Annotated in this window: 21 protein-coding genes; 7 read left to right on the plus strand and 14 right to left on the minus strand. The window is 47.1% G+C overall.

The features are described from left to right. Position 1: 1 nt before the first annotated feature. From ABIX36_RS20745 to ABIX36_RS20765, 5 genes are all read right to left on the minus strand, one after another. The gene (locus ABIX36_RS20745) at positions 2-3,433 is read right to left on the minus strand and encodes a response regulator (RefSeq protein ID WP_348084085.1); all 3,432 of its coding nucleotides are present in this window, start codon (positions 3,431-3,433) and stop codon (positions 2-4) included. A 100-nt stretch (positions 3,434-3,533) separates the two neighbouring features. Then, positions 3,534-3,968: a hypothetical protein gene (locus ABIX36_RS20750; RefSeq protein ID WP_348084086.1), complete on the minus strand. Its 435-nt coding sequence runs from the start codon at positions 3,966-3,968 to the stop codon at positions 3,534-3,536. 4 nt (positions 3,969-3,972) lie between these two features. Next, positions 3,973-4,302 (minus strand): gliding motility protein GldC, encoded by a 330-nt coding sequence (gldC, locus tag ABIX36_RS20755; protein ID WP_348084087.1) that lies wholly within the window; start codon positions 4,300-4,302, stop codon positions 3,973-3,975. A gap of 5 nt (positions 4,303-4,307) precedes the next feature. Then, positions 4,308-4,616 carry a hypothetical protein gene (locus ABIX36_RS20760; RefSeq protein ID WP_348084088.1) on the minus strand — a complete coding sequence of 103 codons (309 nt, stop codon included), beginning with the start codon at positions 4,614-4,616 and terminating at the stop codon, positions 4,308-4,310. Continuing rightward, positions 4,582-5,943: a DEAD/DEAH box helicase gene (locus ABIX36_RS20765; RefSeq protein ID WP_348084089.1), complete on the minus strand. Its 1,362-nt coding sequence runs from the start codon at positions 5,941-5,943 to the stop codon at positions 4,582-4,584. Before ABIX36_RS20765 ends, ABIX36_RS20760 begins: the two co-directional genes overlap by 35 nt. A gap of 361 nt (positions 5,944-6,304) precedes the next feature. Between ABIX36_RS20765 and ABIX36_RS20770 the strand changes: the two genes are divergently transcribed. Further along, entirely contained in the window at positions 6,305-6,946 is a 642-nt protein-coding gene (locus tag ABIX36_RS20770) for a hypothetical protein (protein WP_348084090.1), read from the plus strand. 124 nt (positions 6,947-7,070) lie between these two features. Next, complete coding sequence (locus ABIX36_RS20775; protein ID WP_348084091.1) at positions 7,071-8,405, plus strand: dihydroorotase; 1,335 nt, start codon at positions 7,071-7,073, stop codon at positions 8,403-8,405. A 168-nt stretch (positions 8,406-8,573) separates the two neighbouring features. Here ABIX36_RS20775 and ABIX36_RS20780 read toward each other — a convergent pair whose 3' ends face one another. The 4 genes from ABIX36_RS20780 to ABIX36_RS20795 all read right to left on the minus strand — a co-directional run bounded on the left by ABIX36_RS20780 (position 8,574) and on the right by ABIX36_RS20795 (position 15,654). After that, positions 8,574-10,730 (minus strand): c-type cytochrome domain-containing protein, encoded by a 2,157-nt coding sequence (locus ABIX36_RS20780; RefSeq protein WP_348084092.1) that lies wholly within the window; start codon positions 10,728-10,730, stop codon positions 8,574-8,576. 25 nt (positions 10,731-10,755) lie between these two features. Beyond that, on the minus strand, positions 10,756-11,781 hold the full coding sequence (locus ABIX36_RS20785; RefSeq protein ID WP_348084093.1) for a hypothetical protein: 1,026 nt from the start codon (positions 11,779-11,781) through the stop codon (positions 10,756-10,758). Positions 11,782-11,873: 92 nt separating this feature from the next. Next, complete coding sequence (locus ABIX36_RS20790; RefSeq protein ID WP_348084094.1) at positions 11,874-13,331, minus strand: DUF1501 domain-containing protein; 1,458 nt, start codon at positions 13,329-13,331, stop codon at positions 11,874-11,876. A gap of 1 nt (position 13,332) precedes the next feature. Beyond that, positions 13,333-15,654: a PSD1 and planctomycete cytochrome C domain-containing protein gene (locus ABIX36_RS20795; protein ID WP_348084095.1), complete on the minus strand. Its 2,322-nt coding sequence runs from the start codon at positions 15,652-15,654 to the stop codon at positions 13,333-13,335. A gap of 112 nt (positions 15,655-15,766) precedes the next feature. Here ABIX36_RS20795 and ABIX36_RS20800 point away from each other — a divergent pair, with 112 nt between their 5' ends. Then, on the plus strand, positions 15,767-16,282 hold the full coding sequence (locus tag ABIX36_RS20800; protein ID WP_348084096.1) for an SMI1/KNR4 family protein: 516 nt from the start codon (positions 15,767-15,769) through the stop codon (positions 16,280-16,282). A gap of 18 nt (positions 16,283-16,300) precedes the next feature. Here the strand turns inward: ABIX36_RS20800 and ABIX36_RS20805 are convergent, their stop codons facing one another. From ABIX36_RS20805 to ABIX36_RS20820, 4 genes are all read right to left on the minus strand, one after another. Continuing rightward, the gene (locus ABIX36_RS20805) at positions 16,301-16,762 is read right to left on the minus strand and encodes a GyrI-like domain-containing protein (protein ID WP_348084097.1); all 462 of its coding nucleotides are present in this window, start codon (positions 16,760-16,762) and stop codon (positions 16,301-16,303) included. Between the two features lie 491 nt (positions 16,763-17,253). Continuing rightward, positions 17,254-17,682 carry an SRPBCC family protein gene (locus ABIX36_RS20810; RefSeq protein WP_348084098.1) on the minus strand — a complete coding sequence of 143 codons (429 nt, stop codon included), beginning with the start codon at positions 17,680-17,682 and terminating at the stop codon, positions 17,254-17,256. Positions 17,683-17,685: 3 nt separating this feature from the next. Next, positions 17,686-18,138, minus strand: coding sequence for an EVE domain-containing protein (locus tag ABIX36_RS20815; protein ID WP_348084099.1), 453 nt, complete (start codon positions 18,136-18,138; stop codon positions 17,686-17,688). A 352-nt stretch (positions 18,139-18,490) separates the two neighbouring features. Further along, a complete protein-coding gene (locus ABIX36_RS20820) occupies positions 18,491-19,432 on the minus strand; it encodes a YafY family protein (protein ID WP_348084100.1) in 942 nt (313 codons plus the stop codon). A gap of 53 nt (positions 19,433-19,485) precedes the next feature. On the opposite strand from ABIX36_RS20820, the gene ABIX36_RS20825 reads away from it, so the two are divergent. The 4 genes from ABIX36_RS20825 to ABIX36_RS20840 all read left to right on the plus strand — a co-directional run bounded on the left by ABIX36_RS20825 (position 19,486) and on the right by ABIX36_RS20840 (position 22,310). Next, entirely contained in the window at positions 19,486-19,728 is a 243-nt protein-coding gene (locus ABIX36_RS20825) for a DUF2007 domain-containing protein (protein WP_348084101.1), read from the plus strand. Between the two features lie 159 nt (positions 19,729-19,887). After that, the gene (locus tag ABIX36_RS20830; protein WP_348084102.1) at positions 19,888-20,922 is read left to right on the plus strand and encodes a N(4)-(beta-N-acetylglucosaminyl)-L-asparaginase; all 1,035 of its coding nucleotides are present in this window, start codon (positions 19,888-19,890) and stop codon (positions 20,920-20,922) included. 157 nt (positions 20,923-21,079) lie between these two features. Then, entirely contained in the window at positions 21,080-21,823 is a 744-nt protein-coding gene (locus ABIX36_RS20835; protein WP_348084103.1) for a copper homeostasis protein CutC, read from the plus strand. Positions 21,824-21,902: 79 nt separating this feature from the next. Beyond that, a complete protein-coding gene (locus tag ABIX36_RS20840) occupies positions 21,903-22,310 on the plus strand; it encodes a hypothetical protein (RefSeq protein ID WP_348084104.1) in 408 nt (135 codons plus the stop codon). Between the two features lie 8 nt (positions 22,311-22,318). On the opposite strand, the gene ABIX36_RS20845 is transcribed toward ABIX36_RS20840, so the two are convergent. Then, a complete protein-coding gene (locus tag ABIX36_RS20845) occupies positions 22,319-25,144 on the minus strand; it encodes a hypothetical protein (RefSeq protein ID WP_348084105.1) in 2,826 nt (941 codons plus the stop codon). Positions 25,145-25,357 lie beyond the last annotated feature (213 nt).

Raw genomic sequence — 25,357 nt, forward strand, 5'->3', positions numbered from 1 at the left:
GTCAGCTATCAAGCCACAATTGCATCAATGAAATGAGCCTGTCCATATCTACCGGTTTGGTGATATAATCATTAGCGCCGGCTGCTATGCATTTCTCGCGGTCGTCTTTCATTGCTTTTGCGGTTAACGCGATAACAGGTAATTTGGCCCATTTGTTTTGCTTGCGTATATACCTTGTGGCCTCGTATCCGTCCATTTTAGGCATCATGATATCCATCAGTACAATATCTATATCGCTTATTTCTTCGAGCTTGGCTATCGCCTCTTCGCCGTCATTGGCTATCACAACATTAAGGTCATACTCTTCCAGCGCGCTGCTCAGGGCGAAAATATTGCGCATATCATCATCTACCACCAAAACCTTTTTACCCTTAAGGCTGTCTTTATTGGCAGTTATTGATCTTTTTGGCGATATAGGGGTCGATGCCTGCGGCGTGCCCGGTGATTCGCTTATTTTGTTCAGGAAGAGGTTCACCTCATCTATCAGCCTGTCTGATGATTTGTTGGTTTTAACCACCATAGCGTTTGCATAATGCATCAGCCTGTTTACTGAGGATTTATCGAGTTCCATTGCGGTATTGATGATCACCGGTAACGCGGCAAACTTATCCACCTCTTTTATCTTATCTAACAGGTCGAGGCCCGAGATATCAGGGAGGTTCAGATCCAATATTACGCACTGGTATTCGTTCTCATGCAGCATCCTGAAAGCCGACTCGCCATCGTAGGCCTGGTCAACGGTAATGCCCTGGCTTTGCATCAGGTCTTTCAGGGCCTGGCTTTGGGCCTTATGGTCTTCTACCAACAGTATCTGCTTAAAGCGGGTACCGCTGTTCACCATAATATCGGTAAACAGTTTATCAAGCGTTTCGGTATCCACCGGCTTTTTAAGGAAGCTGATAGCCCCTTCTTTACGCACACGGTTTGCCGCCGCCTCACCTGCCGACATCAGGTGTACCGGGATACCGAGGGTTTCCGGGTCATTCTTCAGTTCCTTCAATATCTGCCAGCCATCTTTACCGGGTAGCATAATATCCAGAATAACCGCGTCCGGCTGCTTTTCTTTTATTATTTCAAAAGCGCCTGTGCCTTCGTGCACCATAATAGCTTTGTAGCCATGGTCTTTGGCGTAATCCTGCAAAATATTAGCGAAATTCTTATCGTCTTCTACAATTACCACCGTTGGTTCGCGGCCGCTTTCCGGCTTTTTAGCGATAGTATTCAGGAAGCTGGCTGCGGGTTTAAAGGTTTCAACAGTTGGCAGGGCCTCCCCCTCAACACGCTTGGCCTCCAATGGCAGGGTAAGTGTAAACTCGCTGCCTTCGCCCGGCTCGCTGGTAAGGGTGATGTGCCCGCCAAGCAGGCTTGCCAATTCGCGGCTGATGGATAGGCCAAGCCCCGTGCCGCCGTATTTGCGGCTGGTAGAACCATCTGCCTGCTGAAAGGCCTCGAATATGATCTTCTGTTTTTCGGCAGGGATACCAATGCCCGAATCTTTTATGCTGAAACTGACGGTTTTGGCCAACACACCTGGTTTTGCCGTAACCGAAATAGAGCCACCCTCGGGTGTGAATTTAAACGCGTTCGATAACAGGTTTTTAATAACCTGCTCCACCCTTTGCTTATCGGTAAAGAAGGTTGCGGGAACATCCAGCGCATGTGTTTTAAAGGTGATGTTCTTATTCATTGCCATTTCGGCAAACAGCGACTGCACATCGCCCAGAATTTCGGAGATCCGGATATCCTCGTTCTGCATCTCCAGCTTACCCGATTCTATCTTAGAGAGGTCGAGGATATCGTTTATCAGCGTGAGCAGATCGTTACCGGCGTTGAAAATTACGCTGGCGTACTTTATCTGATCCTCCGACAGATTTAGCGGCTTGTTATCTTTCAGGATGCGCGCCAGTACCAAAATACTATTTAACGGTGTGCGCAGCTCATGGCTCATGTTGGCCAAAAACTCCGATTTATATTTACCGGTAATCTCCAGCTCGTCGGCTTTCTGCGTAATGCTCTGGCGGGCCTCTTCAATGGCCTGGTTCTTCTCTTCCAGTAAACTGGCCTTTTCTTCCAGTTCGGCGTTAATGGTGCGCAGTTCTTCCTGCTGTACGCGCAACTCTTCTTCTGATGCCTGCAACATTTCTGTTTTGTTCATCAGCTCTTCGTTGGTAACGCGCATTTCTTCCTGCTGTGCTTCCAGTTCTTCTGCCTGCTGTTGAGTTTCCTCAAACAGATCGTGCATAATGGTACGCGCCTGGGCGGTGTTTACCGCTATGCCAATATCATTTGCAACAAGCAAAATGTAATCTTTCACCTGTTCGCGCAGTTCGCCGCGGAAACCAATCTCCATCACACCCTTTAATTTGTTGTCGAAAAAGAACGGAACGATGAAGGTTTCTATGATCTCCTCGCTTACGATAGATGAACCCAGCTCCAATTTATCATTCAGCTTGCCTTTTACCACAGCGGCGCGTTCGTCCTTGGCGGCCTGGCCTATCCAACCTTCGGAAATTCGGATAGATTTTTTGAGTGATGCAGGGTCGTTATAAGCGTATGACGCGTACAGGTCCAGGCGTTCCTCTGCTTCGTTAAACAAGTAAAAAGTGCCGGTGAGGGCGTGGGCATATTTACTTACTTCGGCTAATATATTTTCTGAAAGCTCTTTTTCGCTTTGCTGCCCCTGTATTTTATCATTAAGCGTGCCTGTACCGGTAAGCAGCCAGTTTTTGGCCTCGTTTTCGGCCAATACTTTTTCCAGTTGGATATTGGCAACTTTTACTTCTTCCTCTATCTTTTTCTGCCTGGCAAACGTTGCCTGGATGTAGAAGAACATGATAACAACGATGACAAGGAATATTAGCGAACCAATAATGATAACAATAATGGCCCTTTTCGATGCATCATTAGATGCCGCTTTTCGCTTTGCAAGCAGGCTGTTCTCTGTTTCTATCACGCGGTTTTTAAGATCGCGGATACTATCCATATTGCCTTTGCCAGCCAAAAACATGTGGCGGGCAACCATATAGTCAAGCCCTTTGGCTTCGCGGGTATCAATGTTTAGTTTTAACACGGCCATTTGGCGTGCCACAAGTTCTTTAAGCGAGTCGATACGTTTCACCTGGACAGGGTTGTCGGCTATCAAGTCGCCAAGCTGTGATAAATTCTCGTTGATGCGCGGTACTGCAACGTTATACGGGGCTAAAAAAACCTTGTTGGCTGTTGCGCCGTAACCGCGCATACCGGTTTCTCCGTCTACTAAATTTTGCAGTAAGCTATTGGTGGTTTTTATAACCTTTTGGGTATGGTCTACCCATACGGTGTCGTCCTCCAACTGCTTGATGCTGTTAAAAGAAAGTAAGCCGACGAATAATACCAATACAATGGAAACAGCAAAGCCTGCTAATACCTGGTTGCGAAAGGAAAGCTTTAACATTTAGTAGAATATAGTTTATATGTGATACAAATATGTTTAAAAATTCAATCGTTAACTAAATTTAATACAACGAAAATAACTTTAAACAGATTAGGAGTACCTATACCGTAGCGGCAGGTGATTTAGCCGGTACAATAAGCTTCTTTTTAGAAAACAGTGCACCTAATACTGCCAGCAGTGGGCCAACAAACAATACATACCACCCCCATTTAAATTTGATCTTACTGGTGAGGAAGGCATTGATACCCTTGAAGGGGATAAAGCTAAAAGTGGTTGTAACCTTTAGAAACGCCGCCAGCAAAAGCAAGGCTACCAGCGCCAAAGACATAAAAGCGGTAAACCGTGTTACTTTAGTTTGGTTAAAAAACGTGCACAGTATGCCTATGATACCTACCAGCAATAGCAACAAACCAAAGGGTTGGTTCATTTTGTAAACATTCATGGTAACGAGGCCAAAGGCGCTCAGCATGGGGCAATACGTAGCGGCAATAAGTATTATAAAACCAATAAGTGATAAGAGTGAAGGCAGGCGCATTATATTATTTTTTAATGTCCATTTTATCGGCAAAGTGGGCGCAGTAATCGCGCAGGTCTTCTACAATGTTTTTCTCCCCGGTTGCGCGTAAGAAGGTATCGCCCATGGTTTGCAGGGTTTCGTAAAAGAAACGCTTCATCTCATCAACCGGCATATCTTTGGTCCAAAGGTCTATTTTCAATGTATTTTGATAGCTCTGATCCCATAAGGAAAGCATGAACGCCTGCACAGGCAAAGCCTCTTTATTTTTTGAATCGGTTGATTCCCAAAGAATTTTTTCGGGGATGTTATTATCGTCGAGTTGTACAGTCAGCTTTATTTCAGCAGTCTTCATCAGTTCTATTTAACAATTAAAAATATGATCGCCACCAAAGTTATAAAGCTTAGCTCTACAATCCATAGTTTTTTGGTTTCGGCAAAGAAATTACGGAAAATTATATCCAGCAATGACACAACCACGCCAAACAATATAAATATCCAGGTGATGGTGCCGCTCCAGTGCTCATAAGGGCTGCCCGTGATTTTAGCACCGTTAATAAATATGTAACCGGCCAGTATAAAAAAACCGGCGGTAGCAAAGTTTAACGGGCTTACCCTGAATTTACGTGGTTGATCAGCGTTTTTTGCCGGATCTATTTTGGCTTCCATATTTTTTTATGGGTTTCTTATTGGTTGGGTGATTAGGTTGTTTTTTGGCTTTGGCCGCTTCAAACTTCTTGATCTGCGCTAATGATTTCTTTTCGTGGAAGGCTCCTTTAAAGTCGGGGTCCTCTTTGCGTTTTTGCAGGTCTATCTCTTTGGCCTGCTCCTGGCGTTCCTCGTACGGGGTTTCTTCTATAAACACACCCTCCGGGATATTGTAAACCGGGATGGTTTGCCTGATGAGCTTTTGGATCTTATTTACATAATACTCCTCAGAAGGAACCGCAAATGTGATGGCTACGCCCGAGTTATACGCCCTGCCAGTACGGCCAATACGGTGTACATAATCTTCTATCACCACGGGTACATCATAGTTTATTACGTGGCTTACATCGCTCACATCAATACCGCGCGATGCAACATCGGTAGCTACCAGTATCTTCACCTTATCTTCTTTAAACGAATTGATGGAGTTGATACGGGTATTTTGCCCTTTGTTGGCATGCAGCACCTTTACGCCTGTTTCACCGTATTTGCGCAGCAGGAATTTATATACATCCTCTGCTGCCACCCTGGTTTTGCAAAACACCATCAGTTTTTTAATGTCGCCTTCTTTGTCCATCAAAACCTTCAGCAAGTTTATCTTGGTTTTATTGTTAGGAACGTGGTACAACTGCTGGGTAACCGTTTCGGCGGTAGTTGCCTGCGGGGTTACCTCTATCACGGTAGGAAATTCCAAAAAGTTATGCGACAGCTCCTGGATCTTCTCCGACATAGTTGCCGAGAACAGCAGGTTTTGGCGTTTAACCGGTACTACCTCTAAAATACGGTTTATCTGCGGCATAAAGCCCATATCCATCATCTTATCGGCTTCATCAAGCACCAGCACCTGCAAGGTTTTGGTAACAATGTGGCCTGCTAAATAAATATCCAGCAAACGCCCCGGTGTGGCTACAATAATATCAACGCCTTTGTTTATCTGCTCTATCTGCGTTTTGGGGCCGAGGCCGCCGTAAAGCACCACAACCCGCAGATCGGTATTTGCCGCGAAGGCTTTGATGTTCTCTTCTATTTGCATAGCCAACTCGCGCGTTGGCGAAACAATGAGCGCGCGCGGACTATCGCCCTGCGCGTATTTCAGCTTCATTAATATCGGCAACACGTAAGCGGCGGTTTTGCCCGTACCTGTTTGTGCAATGCCCATTACATCCTGCCCGTTCATTATCGGCGGGATAGCCTTTTCCTGTATCGGCGTAGCTTCAGTATAACCAGCATCGGCGATAGCATTCAATATCTGCCGGTTAAATTTAAAATCTTCAAAGGGTATGCCCATGGCGGCAAAGATAAGGTTTTTGTTTTAGAGGAGGAATGAAGGAAGAAAACACCCGGGAAATCGCTTTTAAATTTCAGGGTTGGCAATTTTCGGCTAAAGCCAATTCTCGGGTTTCAACTTAACCGTTGGCTAAAGCCGAACGGCAATAAATGTGAAAAAAACATTATTTCTACCTCTATTGCCGTCTCCTTTAGGGGACGGATAGAATAAGCAAATTCCTGGCTTTAGCCAAAATAGTATAAAAGTTCAAAAGCCAGCCCCAGAAGACAGCGCCAATTATTACTACCGGTGGGTTGTAACATTCACCCCTATTTCCCCGTCATTCCAAAAAACATTTATCTTCGCACGCATATTCTCATCCATGAAAAAACACTTACTTACCGCTTTAGTCGTCTTATTATTTGCGGGCGCATCATTTGCCCAAACCGGCAAAGGTGCCAAATACGTTGGCGGCAGCTTTTATTTAAACTATAACGAAGCCGGCACCAGCAGCTACGTAACTTATCCGCAGGGTGCTACCCAATATTACAATACGGGCATTCTCAACATGAATGTTAGTCCGGAGTTTGGCTTCTTCCTGGGCAATAAATGGACCATCGGCATCCAGCCCGGCTATTCGCGCGTATCGGGTACCGAAACCAGCTATTACTATTCTGCCACCAACCCTTTAAACAACTATACTTATGTACATAAGTATCACACGGATATTATAGGCCTGGCCATTAACCTGCGCTACTACTGGATGCTGAGCGATAAATTTGGCATTTACCCCCAAATGGGTATCAGCAGCAACCATGTGCTTAACAATTTTACCGTTGGTTCGCTTAATGTAGGCGGCGGCCCGAATGTAGTTTTCTTCCCAACGAAAAAGCTGGGCATCAATATGGGCTTTGGCACGGTTAACTATAATTACAACTACCAAACCAATGGCACCACGTTAAACCTATCACTGAACAACAACTTTAGCTTTGGGCTGAATTATTATTGGGGAGGGAAGAATTAGAATCAAAAGACAAGAGGTTAGAATCAAGAGCCAAGATATAAGAGCCAAGACGAAGGACATACTAACACTTCTATCTTAATTCTTGTGTCTTGATTCTTGACTCTATCCCCCTATCTTTGCCCCTATGCCAACTATCCTCATCAAAGCCGCTACCATTATTAACGAAGGCAAACAATTTGTTGCCGATGTACTGGTGAAAGACGGCCGCATCGAACGTATCGATAGCACAATCAATGCAACAGCCAACAGGGGAATCAACGCTGAAGGGCTACACCTTTTTCCGGGTTGTATAGACGACCAGGTACATTTCCGCGAACCGGGGCTAACGCATAAGGGTAATATTTATACCGAATCGCGCGCGGCAGTGGCGGGCGGTATCACCTCTTTTATGGAGATGCCCAATACCGTACCCAATACGCTCACCCGCGAATTACTGGAAGATAAATATGCGATAGCCGCGCAAAACTCGCCGGCCAATTACTCCTTTTACATGGGTGCCAGTAACGATAACCTGGACGAGGTGCTGCGTACCGACACGGCAAACGTATGCGGTATTAAGGTGTTCATGGGATCATCAACCGGTAATATGCTGGTAGATAACCCTGCCACGCTGGAGAATTTATTCGCCAACTCTCCTATGCTCATTGCTACGCACTGCGAAGATGAGGCTACCATCAAAGCTAACCTGGAACATTTCAAACAGTTGCTTGGCGAGAATATCCCGATAAAACTTCACCCCAAAATAAGGAGCGCCGAGGCTTGCTACCTGTCATCAAGTATGGCGGTAGAACTGGCTAAAAAGCATAACACCCGCCTGCATATCCTGCATATATCTACCGAGAAAGAAACACATTTATTCAGTAATGATATCCCGCTGGAAGAGAAGCGGATAACCGCGGAGGCCTGCATTCATCATTTATGGTTTAGCGATGCCGATTACGAAACAAAAGGCAACCTGATAAAATGGAACCCGGCCGTTAAAACGGCAGAGGATCGCGACGGAATATTAGCCGCCGTACTGGATGGCCGTATAGACGTAATTGCTACCGACCACGCCCCGCATACCAGCGAAGAAAAAGCGCAAGCTTACCTGCAGGCACCAAGCGGTGGCCCCTTAGTGCAGCATGCGTTAGTAGCCATGTTGGAACTTTACAAGCAAGGCAAAATAACGCTGGAGCAAATTGCCGAAAAAATGGCGCACAATGTTGCCAAGTGTTTCCAGATAGAAAAGCGCGGTTTTATCCGCGAGGGTTATTGGGCGGATTTGGTGCTTGTTGATCTGAACCAGGCATGGAACGTGAACAAAAGCAATATTTTATACAAATGCGGCTGGTCGCCGTTTGAGGGGCAGCAATTTGGTGCGAGCGTAACGCATACCATTGTTTCCGGCAATGTGGTTTACGAGGGCGGAAAAGTGGCAGAAGGCACCTACGGGCAGCGGATGAGTTTTGTGAGATAGTTGCTGCGAAATTTTTTTTAATTCCCCTCTTGAGAGGGGCGAGTGCCGGCATGTGTGGTGGCGGGGTGTGTTCGTCACTTTGCAACCTAAGAAACACACCCCTCCACCCCTCTCAAGAGGGGAATCGCACCGCCCCCTGCTCTTAATTCAATTCTCGCTGCCGTCCAATCAATTTATAAACACCTCATCCATAAACACCCAACCCGGCTTTCCTTTTGCGGAATGCCAATCGGGGACTACTTTAATTGGCCTGGCAATTAGTTTTATACAGGAGATGGTTTGCGCTTTATTCAATTTACAGCTTAATGGCACTAAGCCAAAAGGATCATCCTTATGCGGTGTTGCGGTTTTCAAGGTACTGAGCAGTTTCAGGTGATCTTTATCTGCCCCGCCCCATATTTCTATGCTGGCGGCTAAAAATATCTGTGAACCAATATTGCGCATGGTGTTGAGTTCCAACGAATGCATCTCAATGGGTTTGTTAAACCACATCATTATAGCCAGATTCTTTTGCGAGGCCAGCCATTTGCCGTTACCGAAACTGGTGCCTCCAAGGTCTTTATCGATGATGGTTTTGGCGCCATCGCCCTTATACTTATCATCGGGGCGGGTTATAAACATAACGCTATCGGGCGTGTACCGGCATTTGTAAACGTTAAACTGTACCGTATCGCTGCATATCCACCCGGTTTTAAAAGCACGTGCTTTTATCACCGTGCTTTCGGTTATAACTGTACCCGGCTTATACAACATGGAACGGACGCTATCCGGCGCGCTGTTATCTGTGGTGTAACGGATCTCAACTCCTTTGATAGGGTTGGTCAGCTGTGGCGGATAGCTTTCGCTAAATATCACCGACGAATTTTTCAACTCCGGGTTGGTTAACTTCACCGGCTTGCCATCGTCTTTAAAACCGGTTAATATTTTCAATTGTTTGTTGGTGGCTTGCAGCAATTGAAAATCGGCAGGCTTTAGGCCGGTATCCCAAACGGCCAGTTCAGTCAGACTTTTTATGGCGGCTAATTGTTTAATGTCCGCTACGGTTAGCTTTACCCCTGCTAAAGAAAGACTACGCAGGTTTTTCAATCCGGCCAACTCTTTCAGACCAGTTCCGGTAACATCACTAAAGTTGAGCACCAGGCGGCGCAGGTTCTCCAGTTTGGCAACGGCTTTCAGGTCGGCATCTTTTACCGGCATTTTATTCAGATCGAGCGATACCACCTGTTTGCTGATCGGGCTCAATTCCTCCAAAGCCTTTACGTTGAAAGTGCTTTTATTGTAGATGTTCACCGCCAAAGCAGGCGACTCGGCAGCCAGCGGATAAACCACACGATAATTGTTATTCAGTTTTTTGATATCATCCTCGCTGGCGGCAGAAAATGCATATGTTTCTTCCGTACTCTCCACAGGTTTTAAGAACGTTGAAGCGATCATCCTCAGGGAATCGGTAGCGGGCAGGTCGATAACTTTCTTCTTGAAATCGGGGTTATTCTTCACCCAAAAATACAGGAGCAGTTTTTCTTCGTCGGTAAGCTGCGGTTTGCCTATGGGCGGCATGTGTTTCTTTTCACCTTCGGGGAGGTGGATGCGTTGGAGCAACAGGCTTATTTGTGGGTTACCCGCTACAAACAATTTCCCTTTTTTTCCACCTTTCAGAATAGACTCCTCGTCGGTGAGTTTTAAGCCACCTTTTGTTTTATCTGCATTGTGGCAGCTTTGGCATTTAGCCTCGAAGATGGGGGCGATCACATCGCGGTAAACCAGTGCCTCGTTTATGGGCACCTGCGTTTTATCCTTATCCATCATGGGGCCAAAAACAAAATCATCGCCATGGGTAATGTTCCCGCCGAAATGCCCGGCCATTATCAAACAAAAAACGGTAACCAGGGCACCCGTTTTGGCCATGGCAGCCGTATAACGCTCGCGGTTGCGGATAAGGTAAACGCCATAGCCCACAAAGGCCACACCCACACCAAACCATTTATGCCATTGTAAATTACTGCCCTCGTAACCGGCTTCGTGCGAGAGCAGCAAGCCCATAATTACCGTGACCGAAGCAAACAAAGCCCCCAGCACCAGCAAATAATCGGTAAAGGATTGATAAAATTTCTCGTCGACAAACTCCGGCTTGAAGCGGAAATACTCCATCAGCATGGCCAGCATCAGTATCACTATGGGGAAATGCAGCACAAGCGGATGCAGCCTGCCCGCCGGTTGCAGCCATTGCGGTACCACCAGGCTACTGCCGGCCAGCAATAAAACCAAAATAAAAACATTCAGCGCGAAAAGCGCCCCATCCGCAAAACCTTTATGGCTGCTCTTCATATATTAAACGTGCTGCTGCAAGGGTTTAAACGCGTGTAAACTTATAAGGATAAACCTTGCCCGATGCCCACTGCGCCACATACAGGTTCTCGTCGTTATCTACGCATACATCATGCGGGTTCATAAAGATCTTTTCGGCCTGGGCCATGGGTTGTAATACCCCGTCGATGTAAACCGGTTCGGTACCGCCGAGGTTGGAAACCACTTTATTATTTTTATCGAGAATGGTTGTAAAGCCCGAATTTTCCTTACCCAGATCGGGCGAGCGCAGCACGGCGGCGTAAAGGTGATCGCCTTTAATAACCGGGCGGCATACGCAGGCACCGGGCAGTTTTATAATTTCCTGCAGCTTGCCATCCATGCTGAAACGTTTGAAGCAATTGCGGGTACGGTCGGTAATTAATAAAGTTGGGGTGCTGTAGCGCCGGTCGATCACAATACCATGAGCATTATCCAGGTGCTCGTCGCCCTCGCCTTTGCCGCCGAAAAAGCCTTTTAGCTTGCCGTCTTTATCGTAATGGGTGATGTATTGCGCGCCATAACCGTCTGCAATAAAAATATCGCCATTAATATCTATCGCAGTTTCCGTCGGGACAAACTCCTCCACTTTTTTGTAGACACCCGTTCCCATCGGCACGTTAATGGTCATTAATATTTTGCCATCCAGTGTGGTTTTGTAAACCTGGTGTTTCACGGTATCGGTGATGAACAGAACCTCGGTACCATTCTCGTTAAATAAGGTAAGCCCATGCGCTCCCGGGAAATCGTGCCCCCAGGTGCTCAGTAACTTGCCCGATTTATTATAGATGAGCACGTTATTCTTTGTCTCGTTCGTCAGCAGCAAAATGCGGCCCTTGCTATCCTGTACCATCTCGTGGCAATCGTTCACCGGGTTCTTCTGCGAATTGGCCTTGCTCCATTCCTTATCCAAACGATAGCGCATATTGCCATGGCCGTAGATAGGTCCGTCATTTTTGGCGAACATATCTTTTGCAATAAAAATACCTGCGGAGAGGACTGATGTATTCTTTATAAATTGTCTTCTTTCCATTGACACGATTTTAGGATTTATGGATAACACGATTGTTGAACTATTTTTTTCAAGTCTCCCCCTTCAGGGGGAGATTTAGAGGGGGCTTTGCCTTACGTTATTATCCCCCTTACTACATTGCCTGCCACGTCTGTTAAACGATAGCGGCGGCCCTGGCTTTTAAAGGTTAATTTTTTGTGGTCGATGCCCAGTTGGTTGAGGATGGTTGCGTGGAAATCGTGTACGTGTACCGGGTCTTTCACAATGTTATACCCAAACTCGTCCGATTCGCCATAAACCATACCTGGCTTTATGCCACCGCCGGCCATCCAAACGCTGAAGCAGCGCGGGTGATGGTCGCGGCCATAATTGGCCACATCCAGCTTACCCTGGCTATAATTGGTTCTGCCGAACTCTCCGCCCCAGATCACCAGTGTTTCGTCCAGCAATCCGCGTTGTTTTAAATCCGTAACCAATGCTGCCGAGGCCTGGTCTACATCCTTGGCCTGCCCGGCCATTTCCTGCGGCAGGTTATTATGCTGATCCCAGCCCTGGTGGTACAGCTGCACAAAGCGAACACCGTTCTCCGACAGTTTCCTCGCCAATAAACAATTGGCCGCGTAGGTACCGGGGATCAAACATTCGGGACCATACATTTTTACAATATCATCCGACTCCTTCGATACATCCATTATCTCGGGCACCGCTGTTTGCATGCGGTAGGCCATCTCGTATTGCTGGATCTTGGTGTTTATCTCCGGGTCGCCAAATTCTTTGTAGTTGATATCGTTCAGCGCTGCCAAATTATCCAGCATTTTGCGGCGTTCGTGGCGGTTCAAGCCTTCCGGGTCGTTCAGGTACAGGATAGGATCCTCGCCACTGCTAAACTGTACCCCCTGGTGAATGGAATCTAAAAAGCCATTACTCCATAGTTTGGAGTATACACCTTGCCCGTTGCCTTTGCCTTTGGAAAGCAGTACCGTAAAGGCAGGGAGGTTTTTATTCTCGCTCCCGAGGCCATAGCTCACCCAGGAGCCCATGCTGGGGCGGTTACCCTGCTGGGCACCGGTCTGGAAAAAAGTAAGCGCAGGATCGTGATTAATGGCATCTGTGTTCATTGACCGGATGATGCAGATATCATCTGCTATCTTGCCGATATGGGGGAACAGGTCGCTGATCCAGGCGCGAGATTCGCCGTATTGTTTAAAATCGTAAAAAGAGCCTACCAATGGGAAGGACGTTTGCTTGGCGGTCATCCCCGTCAGGATCTGGTTACCACGTACCGATGGCGGCAGCTCTTGCCCCATCATTTCGCGCAGTTTGGGTTTGTAATCGAAGGATTCCAGCTGCGAGGGCGCACCATCCTGGAACAGGTAGATCACCCGCTTGGCCTTTGGCGCAAAGTTGGGGATCCCGGCAATAAAATCGGCCTCGCTTTCCTCGCCCTTCCCGCTGAACAGGTCCGGTATCAACAACGAACCGAGGGCGGCGCTACCAATGCCCAGGCTCAGTCTCGAAAGGAACCTGCGCCGGTTGATATTGAGCCTGCTTTCTAAAAAGTCTTTTTCCATATCAGGTTTTTGTTATCGCCTCTTCTAAATTGTACATCGCGTCAACCACTTTCATCATCGCCGCCAGTTTTACTTTATCTGCATTGGCCGGCACGGGGTACTCGCCAACTTTAAGCAATTTTTCCGCATCGGCTTTCGTCATGCTCTTTAGTTCGTCGTTGTAGTAAGCCGTTAATATCGCCAGTTCTTTTTCCTGCGGATGCCTGCACATAATGAGGCGGAAAGCTTTGATGATCTTATCCTTAGATTGACTGTTATCCTGCAATAATTTTGCTGCCAATACCCTTGCACTTTCCAGCACGGTTGGGTCGTTCAGCATCACCAGCGCCTGCAGCGGCGTATTGGTGCGCAGGCGTTTCACCTCGCACTGGTCGCGGTTACTGGCATCAAATATGGCCAGCGATGCCGGCGGAACCGTGCGTTTAATGAGCGTGTACATGCCCCGGCGGTAAAGATCAGGCCCATGCACTTGTTTATAGGTGGCCAGTTGCCCCCTGCCCGATGTGGCATTCTCCCAAAGGCCGGGTGGCTGGTAAGGGTTTACGCTTGGGCCACCAATTTTGTGGTTCAGCAAGCCGCTGCTGGCCAAAACCAAATCGCGCACAAACTCCGCGGGTAAACGGTTACGCGGGCCGCGGGCATATAAAATATTATCGGGGTCGGTTCTTAATTTCTCCGGACTAACCACAGCCGACTGCCGGTATGTAGCCGACATCACCACCAATTTCACCAGCCTTTTCATATCCCAGCCATGATCCCTAAAATCTACCGAGAGCCAGTCCAACAGTTCGGGATGCGAAGGCAGATCGCCCTGCATACCAAAATCGCCCGAGTTTTTTACAATGCCCCTGCCAAAAAACTCCTGCCAAACCTGGTTCACAAAAACTCTCGCGGTAAGCGGATTTTTTTTATTGAAAAGCCATTCGGCAAGCCCAAGCCTGTTTTTTGGGTAATTATCCGTAAATGGCAGTATAGCTTTTGGCGTGCCGAGCGTTACCTCATCGCCATGCGCATCGTAATTGCCGCGCTTAAGCACAAAGGTTCGGCGCACATAGTCGCTATCACCCATGATGGATACAATGAGCTTATCAGTATCCTGCTTATTTATAAACTTCAAAATATTCTTAACATCGGCATTACTGATCTGCATCATCGGCCGCTTGGCGTAGGTTTCGGGGCCGCCCACGGAAGATTGCAGCCCTGCTTCTTTTACGCTATTGAAAAAGGCGAATACCTGGTAATATTCTTTTTGCGAGAAAGGGTCGTATTTATGGTCGTGGCAGTGGGCGCATTCCAGCGTTATGCCAAGCAGGGCCTTACCAAACGTGTTGGTACGGTCGGTAACATAACTTACGCGATATTCTTCATCTATCACGCCACCTTCCTCGGTAATTTTATGATTGCGATTAAAGCCCGTTGCCAGTAATTGTTCTTTGGTGGCGTTTGGCATTTTGTCGCCGGCGAGTTGCCAGGTAATAAATTTATCGTAGGGCAGGTTCTCGTTAAAAGCGTGGATCACCCAATCGCGCCAGGGCCATTGGCTGCGGTAGTTATCGTCCTGGTAACCGTGCGAATCGGCATAGCGCGAAACATCCAGCCAGTGCAGCGCCATTTTTTCGCCATACTGCGGGCTGGCCATTAATTCGTCTACCACCTTTTGGTACGCATCCGGGCTTTTATCGGCCAAAAAGCTGTCCATCATTTTAAGAGTTGGCGGCAAGCCGGTAAGATCCAGCGACAGCCTTTTTAGCAGCCGTTCTTTATCAGCTTCGGCGTTCGGTTCAAAACCTTTTTGTTCTATTTTTTGCAGCACGAAATTATCTATCGGGTTCTTTACCCACGCGGTATTTTTTACCTGCGGAACGGGGTGAGCGCGCGGCACCACAAAGGCCCAATGCTTTTCGTATTTGGCACCTTGCTTTATCCATTTCTTAACCAGGTCCACTTCAAACGGGGTAAGTTTTTTTAGGTTTGATGATACTGGTGGCATTTGCTCGGCGGTGTCTTTGGTAGAAATGCGGCGGTAAACTTCCGACAGGGAAGGGTCGCCAGGAACCAGTGCGTGGGCGGTTGGATTGTCTTTTAATGCCGCGTAAGCTATCTCGGGGATGTCCAGCCGCAGGTCGGCTTCGCGATGCCCGGCATCGGGGCCGTGGCATTTATAACACTTATCAGAAAGTATGGGGCGGATGTTGAAATTGTAGCTTATCGTATCGGGGATCTGCTCCTCATCCATCTGCTGCCCTGCAGAATTGCAGGCGTGCAGGCAATATAAAATGCAACCGGCTATCAAAAGCCATACGAGATGCAATTTCCGGAACATGGGCAAAAAATTTGGTTTACGATCAGTGCTTTTTCAAATGTAACTAAACCAAAACATTTTTTACTCCAAAAAATTAACCTTTAAACAACGTAATTAAACTTTTACTTTGGCCATGATGGAGAACGAAGCAATTTATCCGCAATGCGACCGGCTACTGGACCAACTATCCAAATTCGACAGTGAATTGCTGGACCTCGGTGGCTACATCAACGATGACCGCTTCCGGCTTTTTGAGAAAGGGATCGGCTTTAATTTGCCGCTCGATTTTAAATACATCCTTACCCTGCACAACGGCATATCCCTGATGGGTACCAAGGTGTATGGGCTGGATGATGATTTGAAGGAATCGTCGCTAAACAAGGTGTATCACTTTGAGCACCTCGGAGCCGGAAACCCCATGCCCGCCCACTTCCTTCCTTTTTCGCCGGATGGCACCGGCAACCACTACTGCCTCGATCTTTCTAAAATAACGGATGGACTTTGCCCGGTAGTTTTCTGGGAGCACGATGTTGCCTATCTATCATTGAATAACGTAGAAGTTTGCAACAAGAGTTTTACCGATTGGATGCAACAAGTAATGATAGACTGGACGACGGACGATTATAATTACGACGGGAGCGAGAAATAACCCGCTCCCGAAATTCGCTTAATCTACGGCTACGTAAACCTTCGATTCAATATCCTCAAAACTTTTGCCGGCAACATCGTAAACATCAAAATCGGCGGTGTAGATCCGGCCCTCGGCAGTGGCCCAAATGTGCTGCCAGGTGGCCGCGATGTTTGCCGGAAATTTTCCTTCGGGCGTATACACGTTGTACTTGCCATGGGCAATAGCCTTGCCGGTAAAACCCTCTGGCAGGTATTCAATGGAACTTACTTTACAACCGAGGATGGCGGTGTAGTAATCGGTATGATCCGATTCGTAATCGGTGTATACACAATATAGTTCGTTGCCTTCCTTGTCTTCCAATTTGTCGGCCAGGTTCTCCTGGGTGAAGCGCTGCCACAGGCTACCAATATCTTTATCTGCGCGGCCTTCCTGGTTAATGGTACGTACGGCGATGCCCGCTACGAAAAACATGGGTAATTCTACTGTTTTGAAGTCCATTTTGCTGTATTACTAATTGTTATATAGGTTTATAATTTCGCTAATTAACAGATTATTATAGAATTTATATTAATAAACTGTTTATATACTAAGCGGCTAAAGAAGCAGCGCTTTGTTATAAGGTATCTTACAGTATTACTATTTGTTATACCGATTCATAATTAACTAATAAACAGCTATTTACAATATTCACTTAAAAGCGTTTATCTATTTGCCCCTCCAAGGGTCTACGCCCGATTTTTTCCCATTTTAGCTGTCAAAAAGGTGAGATTTTTCTATCAATTCTTTACAGCCAGGAAAGGATTCGGCGGCTTTTTATCGACCGTACCGGGTCTTCATTAGTCAGAAAGAAAAAGGCAGAAACAATAGTTTCCCCGCTCCTAAACCTGTGACCAGTGCAAAACACATGGCATAAATATAGCATGTATTTCGCCAAAAAAATCGGCAGCATCAACATATTTTCATGCCCCTGCCCTACCCTTTTGTCTTGCTTAATTCTCCTCCAGCAACTTCTTCAAGCCGCCGAATATCGCTTGCCAGCTCCCTTCCGAATGTTGTTTTGCAGCTTCGTCTTTAATATTATCCTGGGTTATTATCAGGGTAGTCACGCCGTCCGTTTCCTTAAGTTGGTAACTCACTATTTGATAATTTTCCGGCTTATCTTCCAGGCCGCCCATGCTGCTCCAGTAGCTGTATTTCACATATTCGCCGGGCGTAATTTCCAATATGGTGCCCTTGTCCTGATAAGCTTTGCCTTCCCATTCGCCGCTCCAAACAATGGGGCTGCCCTCCATCCAGGCCGATTCCTGGCTGGTACCAAAGAAGTATTGCTTCACTATTTCGGGGTCGGTTATTCCGTTCCACACTGCTGCTTTTGGCGCGTTGAACGTTATTTCGGTTGTTAATTTTAAGTTTCCCATTATTTATAATTTAGTAGTAGGTGTCAATTCTCCTGTTATCATTGCCGATCTGATCAGCTTAAAATCCAGTTCGCCTATCTCAAAAAAGCCGAATCTGAATTTAAATCCCCAGGCTTTCTTGTTTTCTATAAACTCCAATCCGTCTATCAGCGGAGCTATTGGTGTTTCATCGGCTTCATAAAATTCCACGTTACGGCGGTAAGGCGTAAAGTCTTCGGCCATTTTATGCTGATAAATTACGCCTTCGCATACTCTGCCAATGGCGGTAAAAGCCTGTAAGGGTTCCTTGCCGCTATAGCTAAGTTTTGGCGAGTAGAACACAACCCAATCGCCCTCGTGCAGCCGTTTAAGCGGCCCTTCTTTGCCATGGTTGGCCTGCATAAAACCACCGGAAACGCCGCGTTGCAGGTGGTCTTTTGATACAACGGTTATCCAATATTGGGTTTCAGCTTTCATGTATTTAAACAAGGTTAATGTTATTTCGTTTGCAAGGGATGGCAAAGAAAAGAGGGCGGAGTGACAACTGTATGTCAGCAGAGGTTAGAAATTTTTATTTGGTGAGGTTTTAATGTAGAGTGCATTTACAGTGGCGGGGTGACTCACTCCAATGGCACTTCATACCTCGAATCTCTAACTGTATTAATGAGAATTAAAGAAACGTTCAAAAAAACAAGCAGAAAAAAACAGCAAAATATGTTAACCCTGCTAAAATTCAAACACTTCATTATCAATTAGTTATAAACAGATTTCCGAAATTGTGTTAAGTTATGTTAACCCTGATAGACACACCCCTGATAGACACATAAATTCAATTCCGCGCTACTATCTCGCCTGCTATCGCCTTTATCCTATCCCTTACAAAGGCCGGACTAACGATCTCGGCCTGGTCGCCGTACATCATAAACCAACGTACAAAACCCTCTACCGACATGGTGAGGAAGGTCATTTCCAATTGGTCGGCCAGTTGCACTTCAGATACAAAACCGTTGTAGTATTTCTGGTCGTTAAGGTACCGCGCCATACTGTTATCTACCCGCATTACAATGGTTTCCAGCTTATGGTCAAAAGCGGTTTGTGCGATATAGGCCTTTAGCGTGGGGTGCTTACCCTCAAATGTATGCTCGGTTTCGGTAAGGGAGCGGATACGGTCGGTACGGAAATCACGGTAATCCTGGCGCATGCGGCAAAAGGCTATCATATGCCAGTAACTATCAAGGTAAAATATGCCTACCGGCTCTATTTCGCGGTTGGTTTTTTCCTGGCTGTAGCCGGCCATATAATCAATGCAAAGCACCTTTTTATTGGCTATGCCATTGAGGATGGGCTGCAGGTGGTCGTTATTATTGATGCGGCGCTGGCTATGGCTTTTAAGCACCGCAATGCTGTTATCCATACTTTCCAGCAGGTCCTTTTCAGCTGTTTTAAGGATAGCGCGAACCTTATACATGGCCGATTTATGCTGCGCAGCGGTAGACGCGTCGGTCATTTTCTCCACAAATTTTTCGGCGGTTAAAAATGCTGTGGCCTCCTCGCGGGTGAACATAATGGGCGGCAAGCGGTACCCTTCTACCAGGGAATAGCCCACCCCAGCCTCGCCGATGATGGGGATGCCTGCCTCCTCCAGTGAGCGCACATCGCGATAAACCGTGCGCAGGCTGATGCCGAACCTATCGGCAATATCGCTGGCTTTTACTACCCTGCGCGATTGCAATTGGATCAGGATGGCGGAGATACGGTCGATACGGTTCATACCTCAAAATAAATGAAATTAAACTAAATTAGCCCAAAACGTGTTTAATAATTATGAGCGAACCTATCAACGACAGAATCATCACTTTTGAGCGTTATTACGACCCCATGCTGGCCCATATCATCCGCGCGCGGCTGGAAGATGCAGGCATCCCCTGCTTTATTGCCGACGAAAACACCGTCAGCGCCCATCCATTTTATAACCAGGCCATAGGCGGCATCAAGATAAAAATATTTGAGCACGACCTGGAGCGCTGCCGTGAGATACTGGCGGAGGATAATGAGCTGGGGGAGTAACCATCCTTTTTAAAGACGAGGCTCTGGCTTTTTTTTAAAGTCCTCCTCCTGTGGAGAGGACTTAGGTAAGGCTCCTTCCCTGGGGTACATCAGCGGGACATCTGTATCAAAACTGATACAAAAGCAAGTATTTATACCTGATAATTTTATATTAGCCTCATGATCGATCGCCGTAAATTCCTTAAAGTAACCGCCGCAAGCGCTTCATTGGCAGCTATATCTAAGTACAGCCTGGCAACACCTGCAGGCAATAATACCGGTACTGCCGCTGCGGGCCGTTTACCCATCGTAATTTCTACCTGGGATTTTGGCATTGCCGCCAATAAAGAGGCATGGAAAACCCTCGCCGCCGGCGGGCGGGCCTTGGACGCTGTAGAAGCAGGCGTAAAGATCCCCGAAGCAGACATGAAAAACCATACTGTGGGCCGTGCCGGCTACCCCGACCGCGACGGGTATGTTACCCTGGATGCCTGCATTATGGATGAGTTTGGCAATTGCGGCGCAGTTGCGGCCATGGAAGATATAGCCCACCCTATTGCGGTAGCGCGTTTGGTGATGGAAAAAACCCCGCACGTAATGCTGGTTGGCGATGGTGCAAGTCAGTTTGCCGTAGAACAAGGCATTAAACGCGAGAAACTACTCACCCCCGAATCGGAAAAAGAGTGGAAGAAATGGCTCGTTAAAGCCGAGTATTCCCCAAAAATGAATATAGAGAACGACCAGCACCGCCCCGGTGGCAAATACAACCACGATACCATTGGTATGCTGGCCATTGATGCCAAGGGCAATATCAGCGGAGCCTGCACCACAAGCGGCATGGCGTTTAAATTGCATGGCCGCGTTGGCGACAGTCCCATTATTGGCGCGGGTTTATTTGTAGATAACGAGGTTGGCGGCGCTACTTCTACCGGCGTGGGCGAAGAAGTGATCCGCAACGTAGGCAGCTTTTTGGTAGTGGAACTGATGCGCCAGGGTTTATCGCCCGAGGACGCCTGCAAGGAAGCTGTTCACCGCATTATCAAAAAGAAGCCGGAGACCGCTAAAAAGATCCAGGTTGGTTTTTTGGCCATCAACAAAAAAGGCGAATACGGCGCTTACGCCATACAAGAAGGTTTCTCCTTCGCGGTATGCGATTCGAACAAGCAAGATTTGCTTATACCCGGCAAAAGCTTTTATAAAGACGAGAAGAAGTAGTTGATGGTTCATGGATCATAGTTGGTGGTTCATAGTCGAAGTTATACGTTTGCCTGCTCTACCATGAACCATCATCTATGAACTAAAGGAATTGATGGTTTATAGCAGAAAAACTACCTTTGCCATCGCCCCCATTAACCATTCACAATGAACTAATATGGTAAGCTTAGAAGTTTGCTCCAATTCAGTAACCTCAGCGGTAGCAGCACAGGAAGGCGGCGCTATGCGGGTAGAACTTTGCGATAACCTCGCCGAAGGCGGCACTACCCCATCTTACGGCCAGCTGGTATTGGCCCGCAAAATTTTACACATTAAACTTTTTGTACTGATCCGCCCCCGCAGTGGCGATTTCCTCTACTCCGACCTTGAGTTTGAGATCATGAAAGCCGATGTACGCGCGTGCATTGAGACCGGCTGCGATGGCGTTGTCATTGGCATACTCAACGCTGATGGCACCATAGATAAACCCCGCTGCCTGGAATTGGTGCGCATGGCCAAGCAATACGGTTTGGGCGTAACCTTTCACCGCGCCTTTGACATGTGCGCCGACCTGTACCAATCTTTAGAAGATGTAATAGAACTTGGCTGCGACCGCATCCTTACCTCTGGCGGTAAAAGCACCGCCATGGAGGGCGCCAGTGTGCTCAACCATCTCGTAGAAAAAGCGGCGGGCCGCATAACCATTATGGCCGGCAGCGGTGTTAACCCCAATAATGTTGCCGACCTGGTACATTTTACCAATGTTACCGAAGTACACAGCTCCGCCCGCATCAGCGTCCCCGGCAAAATGGAATACCAAAACGAGCATATCTTACTCAGCAATGGTTTAAAAGACGAATACGGGATTGAAGTTACCGGTGTGGAAGTGGTGAAGAACATTATCGCGGCAGCGAATAGTTGATACATTCATCATGGGCACCACAACTTTTGTATACAGCAAGACAGTAGGTTTTACGGGACTCGCTTTTTTTGCAGGCTTTATGTCTGTATTCTTAGTGTTGGGATTTATCGCCAACGATAGTAAGCTGTGGATGTTTGTCAGCTTTATAGAGATTTCCATCCTCGTCAGTCTTGTTTTTTTTGTGAGGCGCTGCCTTGTTCCCGCCATCAAAAATCAGCCAGCCCTTTTGCTGGATGAGGAGAAATTAACATTTTATGTAACCGGTAGCGTTATTTATTGGAAGGATGTTGTGGAGATCTCCTTCGATAAAAGCCGCTACACCAAATACCTGTCGTTCGACCTGTTGGGCGACAAAAAGAATATCGGGCTCGGGCTTACCTGGGTAAGAGGCAACAACAAGGAGATTTACGAAACTGTACTGGCGTACTTTGAAGCTTCGCTAAAGGAAGATGGGCAACTGGGGTATACGAAGGATGATGTGGTGTAAAGCATTCCTTAAAATATACTCACCGGCAATACCAACTCTATCCTGTTCCTGCCATTCCCGCCAAACAAATCGTCATCCAACAAATAACTGTAACGGATGCCGAACGATACCGAACCCTGGTTAAACAGCTTCCCATCAAAAAACAAGGCTGCGCCGGCCGAGCGGAAATCAGCTTTAAAAGGCTTGCCGTTCAGCAGAAAACTACCGTCTGTAGCGTGAGTATGATCATAAAACAAATAGCCACGTACGCGCAAAAGGTAAGCGAGGTTGGCAAAACCAGCATCGGGGTAGGCTATGGGGAAGTGGTAGCTGGTACCAAACTTTTGCATTTTTTCCAAACTTTCGACAGTGTACCCTTTAGAGAAGGGAAAATCGTTAGAGAACCCGATGCTGTTGTTTGCCCCCTTTTGCTGGTATGCACCGCTGATAACGAGGCTATGGTTTATAGAGAGGCCCGGGAAATAAAAGGACCCTGTTCCCAAAAATTGGGTGGCGCTTAGTCCGGCAATTGCGGTTTTATAATTGAGGCTGATGCTTTGTGCCAGGCGCGGGTTTATTTGCTGTTTGGCCTGTTGGATCTCGTTACTGAAACTGATATAGTTATTAAGGTAGGTATAATGCCTGTCGGCAAACTGGCTGCGGAATGCCTCCTGGAAACGGCGTTGGCTGTAGTACACATCGCTCCCGGCGGATAAAAACGTGGAGGTTTTACCAGCAGTAAAGTTCAACGGCAACTCCAAACCGGCGTGCAGGTCGGTCTCATTAAAGTAAACGCTGTTGCCTTTAGAAAAGCCCTTGCGGTCGAAAGTATAATTGGCACCTGCCGAAATATAAGGGAAGAGCGCGCCATATATGCCGGTATAACCAATGCGTTTGTAACCTTCGTCCCGGTTGTAGTTAAAGGAGAGGCGCGACTGGAAAGTGTTCAGCACATTCTCACCGGCGAGTTCCAGGGAGTAATTGGGATCGTTAAGATTAGGGAAGATACTGTGAAAATTGAACAGGCCGTGCGCTTTGCTGTATTTGGTGATGGTAAGCGGGGTGCTTGGTACAGATGCGAAAAGGTTGGCGGCAGAGTCCTGTTCTAATTTAGTGACACCAAAATCGGATATCGGTTCTGCCTCGCTTAGTGGTGTTTCATTAAGGTCATTTTCTGATAGGGTTCCCTCACGAATATAATAGCCATAGGGTGTAAAGCCAACCCACGCCATCTTAGAATTAATTACCGCAGGTTGATATGCTCCTATCTCCGGGCTCATGTTTTCCTCACTTGTGTCCTTCAAAAACACCTTCCCCGTTTTTACGGAGAGCACAAATAATTTATCGTAGGCACCCGTGGTTTTGCTGAATATAATTTTGCCGTCGCCCACTGCGATAAAACCTATTGGCTCAAAACTAAATGGGGTGAAATATTTTGCCGCCCCGGTTTTTATATCTATCGAAGCCAGCGCCATCTCCCCTTTGCCATTCCTTACAGCGGTAACTATTTTATCAGCGCCATAAAATTTAGGGTAGGTATAAAACAGTTTATCACGATTTGGGATAGCATTAAGCAGCTTTCCGGTCGAAGCATCTAATAAATGCAGCGTACTATTTCCGGATGGTTCTACATCAACAGCCACAATGGTTTTGCTATCATCGCTAAAGGCTGGCGAAAAATATTTGGTTTTATGGGTGATGCGTTGCTCTTTGCGGGTGTTGATATCCAGCACTACTAATTCGTTGTAATTACGGTATCCCCATCGTACGTCAGGGCGATAGGCGGCATAAATCACCTTGCCGTTGTGGTAAGTGAAATAGCTATCGGTATTGATGCTTTGTACGGCTATGAAACGCTCTTTCGCCCCTGTTCGCAATACAAATTGCGGTATGTGGTTATAAGTTGTTTTGAGGTAGATAAGCGTGCTATCATTCACATAGGCCGGATATTCTTCATGGGCAACAAAATGAGCCGGCGGTTGATCATCTATCATATTATCATTGGCAAACTGCTTTTTGAAATGAGCAAATGCATTCTCTCTGAAGTTTTTATAATTCAGGCCCGAATAATTTTTGATAGCATTTTGAAACGGATAAAAGCCGGTTTTGAAAGCGGCTGCATCATGTGTTACTTTCCCCCAAAAATCATTACCATATTTTTCTCGTCCGTACGCCACCATCATATAGCCAAGGGGGTAATGATCGGGGATATAATCTACGTACGAGCCATTGCGCAGTTTCATCCAGCTATAATTCTTCCCCGTTGCCCAAAGCGCACGGAAACCGTTATAAAAGTACGGCAACCGGCCCCTGCCCTGCTGGCTTACCAGTGTTTCGTTGTAAACGGCATCCCCCTCGAAGAACCAGTTGGGGATAGAAAGATCGTTACCCAGTGCCTGCCCGCCTTCGCCAAAAACCACGCGCAAAGCATGGGAGAGCCCCACATTAAAATTGTTGTACTGCTGCACATGCCTAAATTCGTGAATGGCCAGTTGCCCCGGCCAGTACAAGCTGCCAATCTCGAAACTATTTTGCGATGGCGTTAGGTAAAACTCACTGCGGAAAGGCGCTAAACCAACATAGGCGTTGGATATGGTGGTTTGGTTTTGCAGCACAATACTCACCTGTTTCTGCTTAAAACCAATAGTCTGCTTTATTTGCGGGTTAATGTATTGGATAATATTAGCCACCCGCATCGCCGCCGAATCCATCCCCTCGGGAAAGATCACCTTGCTTGCCGGGGTGTTCACCTGCTTCCATTTGATAGCTGGCGGGTTGCCTCCAAACTGCTGGGCGCTGGCGAAAGTGGCGGTCGTAAGTAGCAGTAGCAGGGTTTGGCAGAAGCGGTTTATCATTAGGGTGAAAGTAGGAAAAATTGTGTTAAACGTGATGAAACAGATTTGAGAATTCATTTTTTAGCAGGCTTCCTCTCCGTTGCGTCATTGCGAGGTACGAAGCAACCTCCCGATAGAAGATAGACGACAAGTAAAGCGGTCATGCACAGTTCTGAGATTGCTTCGTACCTCGCAATGACGCCTTAGTGTGCAAATCCGAAATCCACATGACAT

Source organism: Mucilaginibacter sp. (assembly GCF_039925265.1).
Lineage (GTDB): Bacteria > Bacteroidota > Bacteroidia > Sphingobacteriales > Sphingobacteriaceae > Mucilaginibacter.

Coding starts and splice junctions, on each gene's coding strand:
- ABIX36_RS20795 (WP_348084095.1), bottom strand. CDS start 15,654: ATGTTCCGGAAATTGCATCTCGTATGGCTTTTGATAGCCGGTTGCATT.
- ABIX36_RS20825 (WP_348084101.1), top strand. CDS start 19,486: ATGAGCGAACCTATCAACGACAGAATCATCACTTTTGAGCGTTATTAC.
- ABIX36_RS20820 (WP_348084100.1), bottom strand. CDS start 19,432: ATGAACCGTATCGACCGTATCTCCGCCATCCTGATCCAATTGCAATCG.
- ABIX36_RS20750 (WP_348084086.1), bottom strand. CDS start 3,968: ATGCGCCTGCCTTCACTCTTATCACTTATTGGTTTTATAATACTTATT.
- ABIX36_RS20785 (WP_348084093.1), bottom strand. CDS start 11,781: ATGGAAAGAAGACAATTTATAAAGAATACATCAGTCCTCTCCGCAGGT.
- ABIX36_RS20745 (WP_348084085.1), bottom strand. CDS start 3,433: ATGTTAAAGCTTTCCTTTCGCAACCAGGTATTAGCAGGCTTTGCTGTT.
- gldC (WP_348084087.1), bottom strand. CDS start 4,302: ATGAAGACTGCTGAAATAAAGCTGACTGTACAACTCGACGATAATAAC.
- ABIX36_RS20815 (WP_348084099.1), bottom strand. CDS start 18,138: ATGAAAGCTGAAACCCAATATTGGATAACCGTTGTATCAAAAGACCAC.
- ABIX36_RS20840 (WP_348084104.1), top strand. CDS start 21,903: ATGTCTGTATTCTTAGTGTTGGGATTTATCGCCAACGATAGTAAGCTG.
- ABIX36_RS20845 (WP_348084105.1), bottom strand. CDS start 25,144: ATGATAAACCGCTTCTGCCAAACCCTGCTACTGCTACTTACGACCGCC.
- ABIX36_RS20765 (WP_348084089.1), bottom strand. CDS start 5,943: ATGGGCATACCCTTTGAAGATTTTAAATTTAACCGGCAGATATTGAAT.
- ABIX36_RS20780 (WP_348084092.1), bottom strand. CDS start 10,730: ATGAAGAGCAGCCATAAAGGTTTTGCGGATGGGGCGCTTTTCGCGCTG.
- ABIX36_RS20760 (WP_348084088.1), bottom strand. CDS start 4,616: ATGGAAGCCAAAATAGATCCGGCAAAAAACGCTGATCAACCACGTAAA.
- ABIX36_RS20800 (WP_348084096.1), top strand. CDS start 15,767: ATGATGGAGAACGAAGCAATTTATCCGCAATGCGACCGGCTACTGGAC.
- ABIX36_RS20830 (WP_348084102.1), top strand. CDS start 19,888: ATGATCGATCGCCGTAAATTCCTTAAAGTAACCGCCGCAAGCGCTTCA.
- ABIX36_RS20835 (WP_348084103.1), top strand. CDS start 21,080: ATGGTAAGCTTAGAAGTTTGCTCCAATTCAGTAACCTCAGCGGTAGCA.
- ABIX36_RS20790 (WP_348084094.1), bottom strand. CDS start 13,331: ATGGAAAAAGACTTTTTAGAAAGCAGGCTCAATATCAACCGGCGCAGG.
- ABIX36_RS20775 (WP_348084091.1), top strand. CDS start 7,071: ATGCCAACTATCCTCATCAAAGCCGCTACCATTATTAACGAAGGCAAA.
- ABIX36_RS20770 (WP_348084090.1), top strand. CDS start 6,305: ATGAAAAAACACTTACTTACCGCTTTAGTCGTCTTATTATTTGCGGGC.
- ABIX36_RS20805 (WP_348084097.1), bottom strand. CDS start 16,762: ATGGACTTCAAAACAGTAGAATTACCCATGTTTTTCGTAGCGGGCATC.
- ABIX36_RS20810 (WP_348084098.1), bottom strand. CDS start 17,682: ATGGGAAACTTAAAATTAACAACCGAAATAACGTTCAACGCGCCAAAA.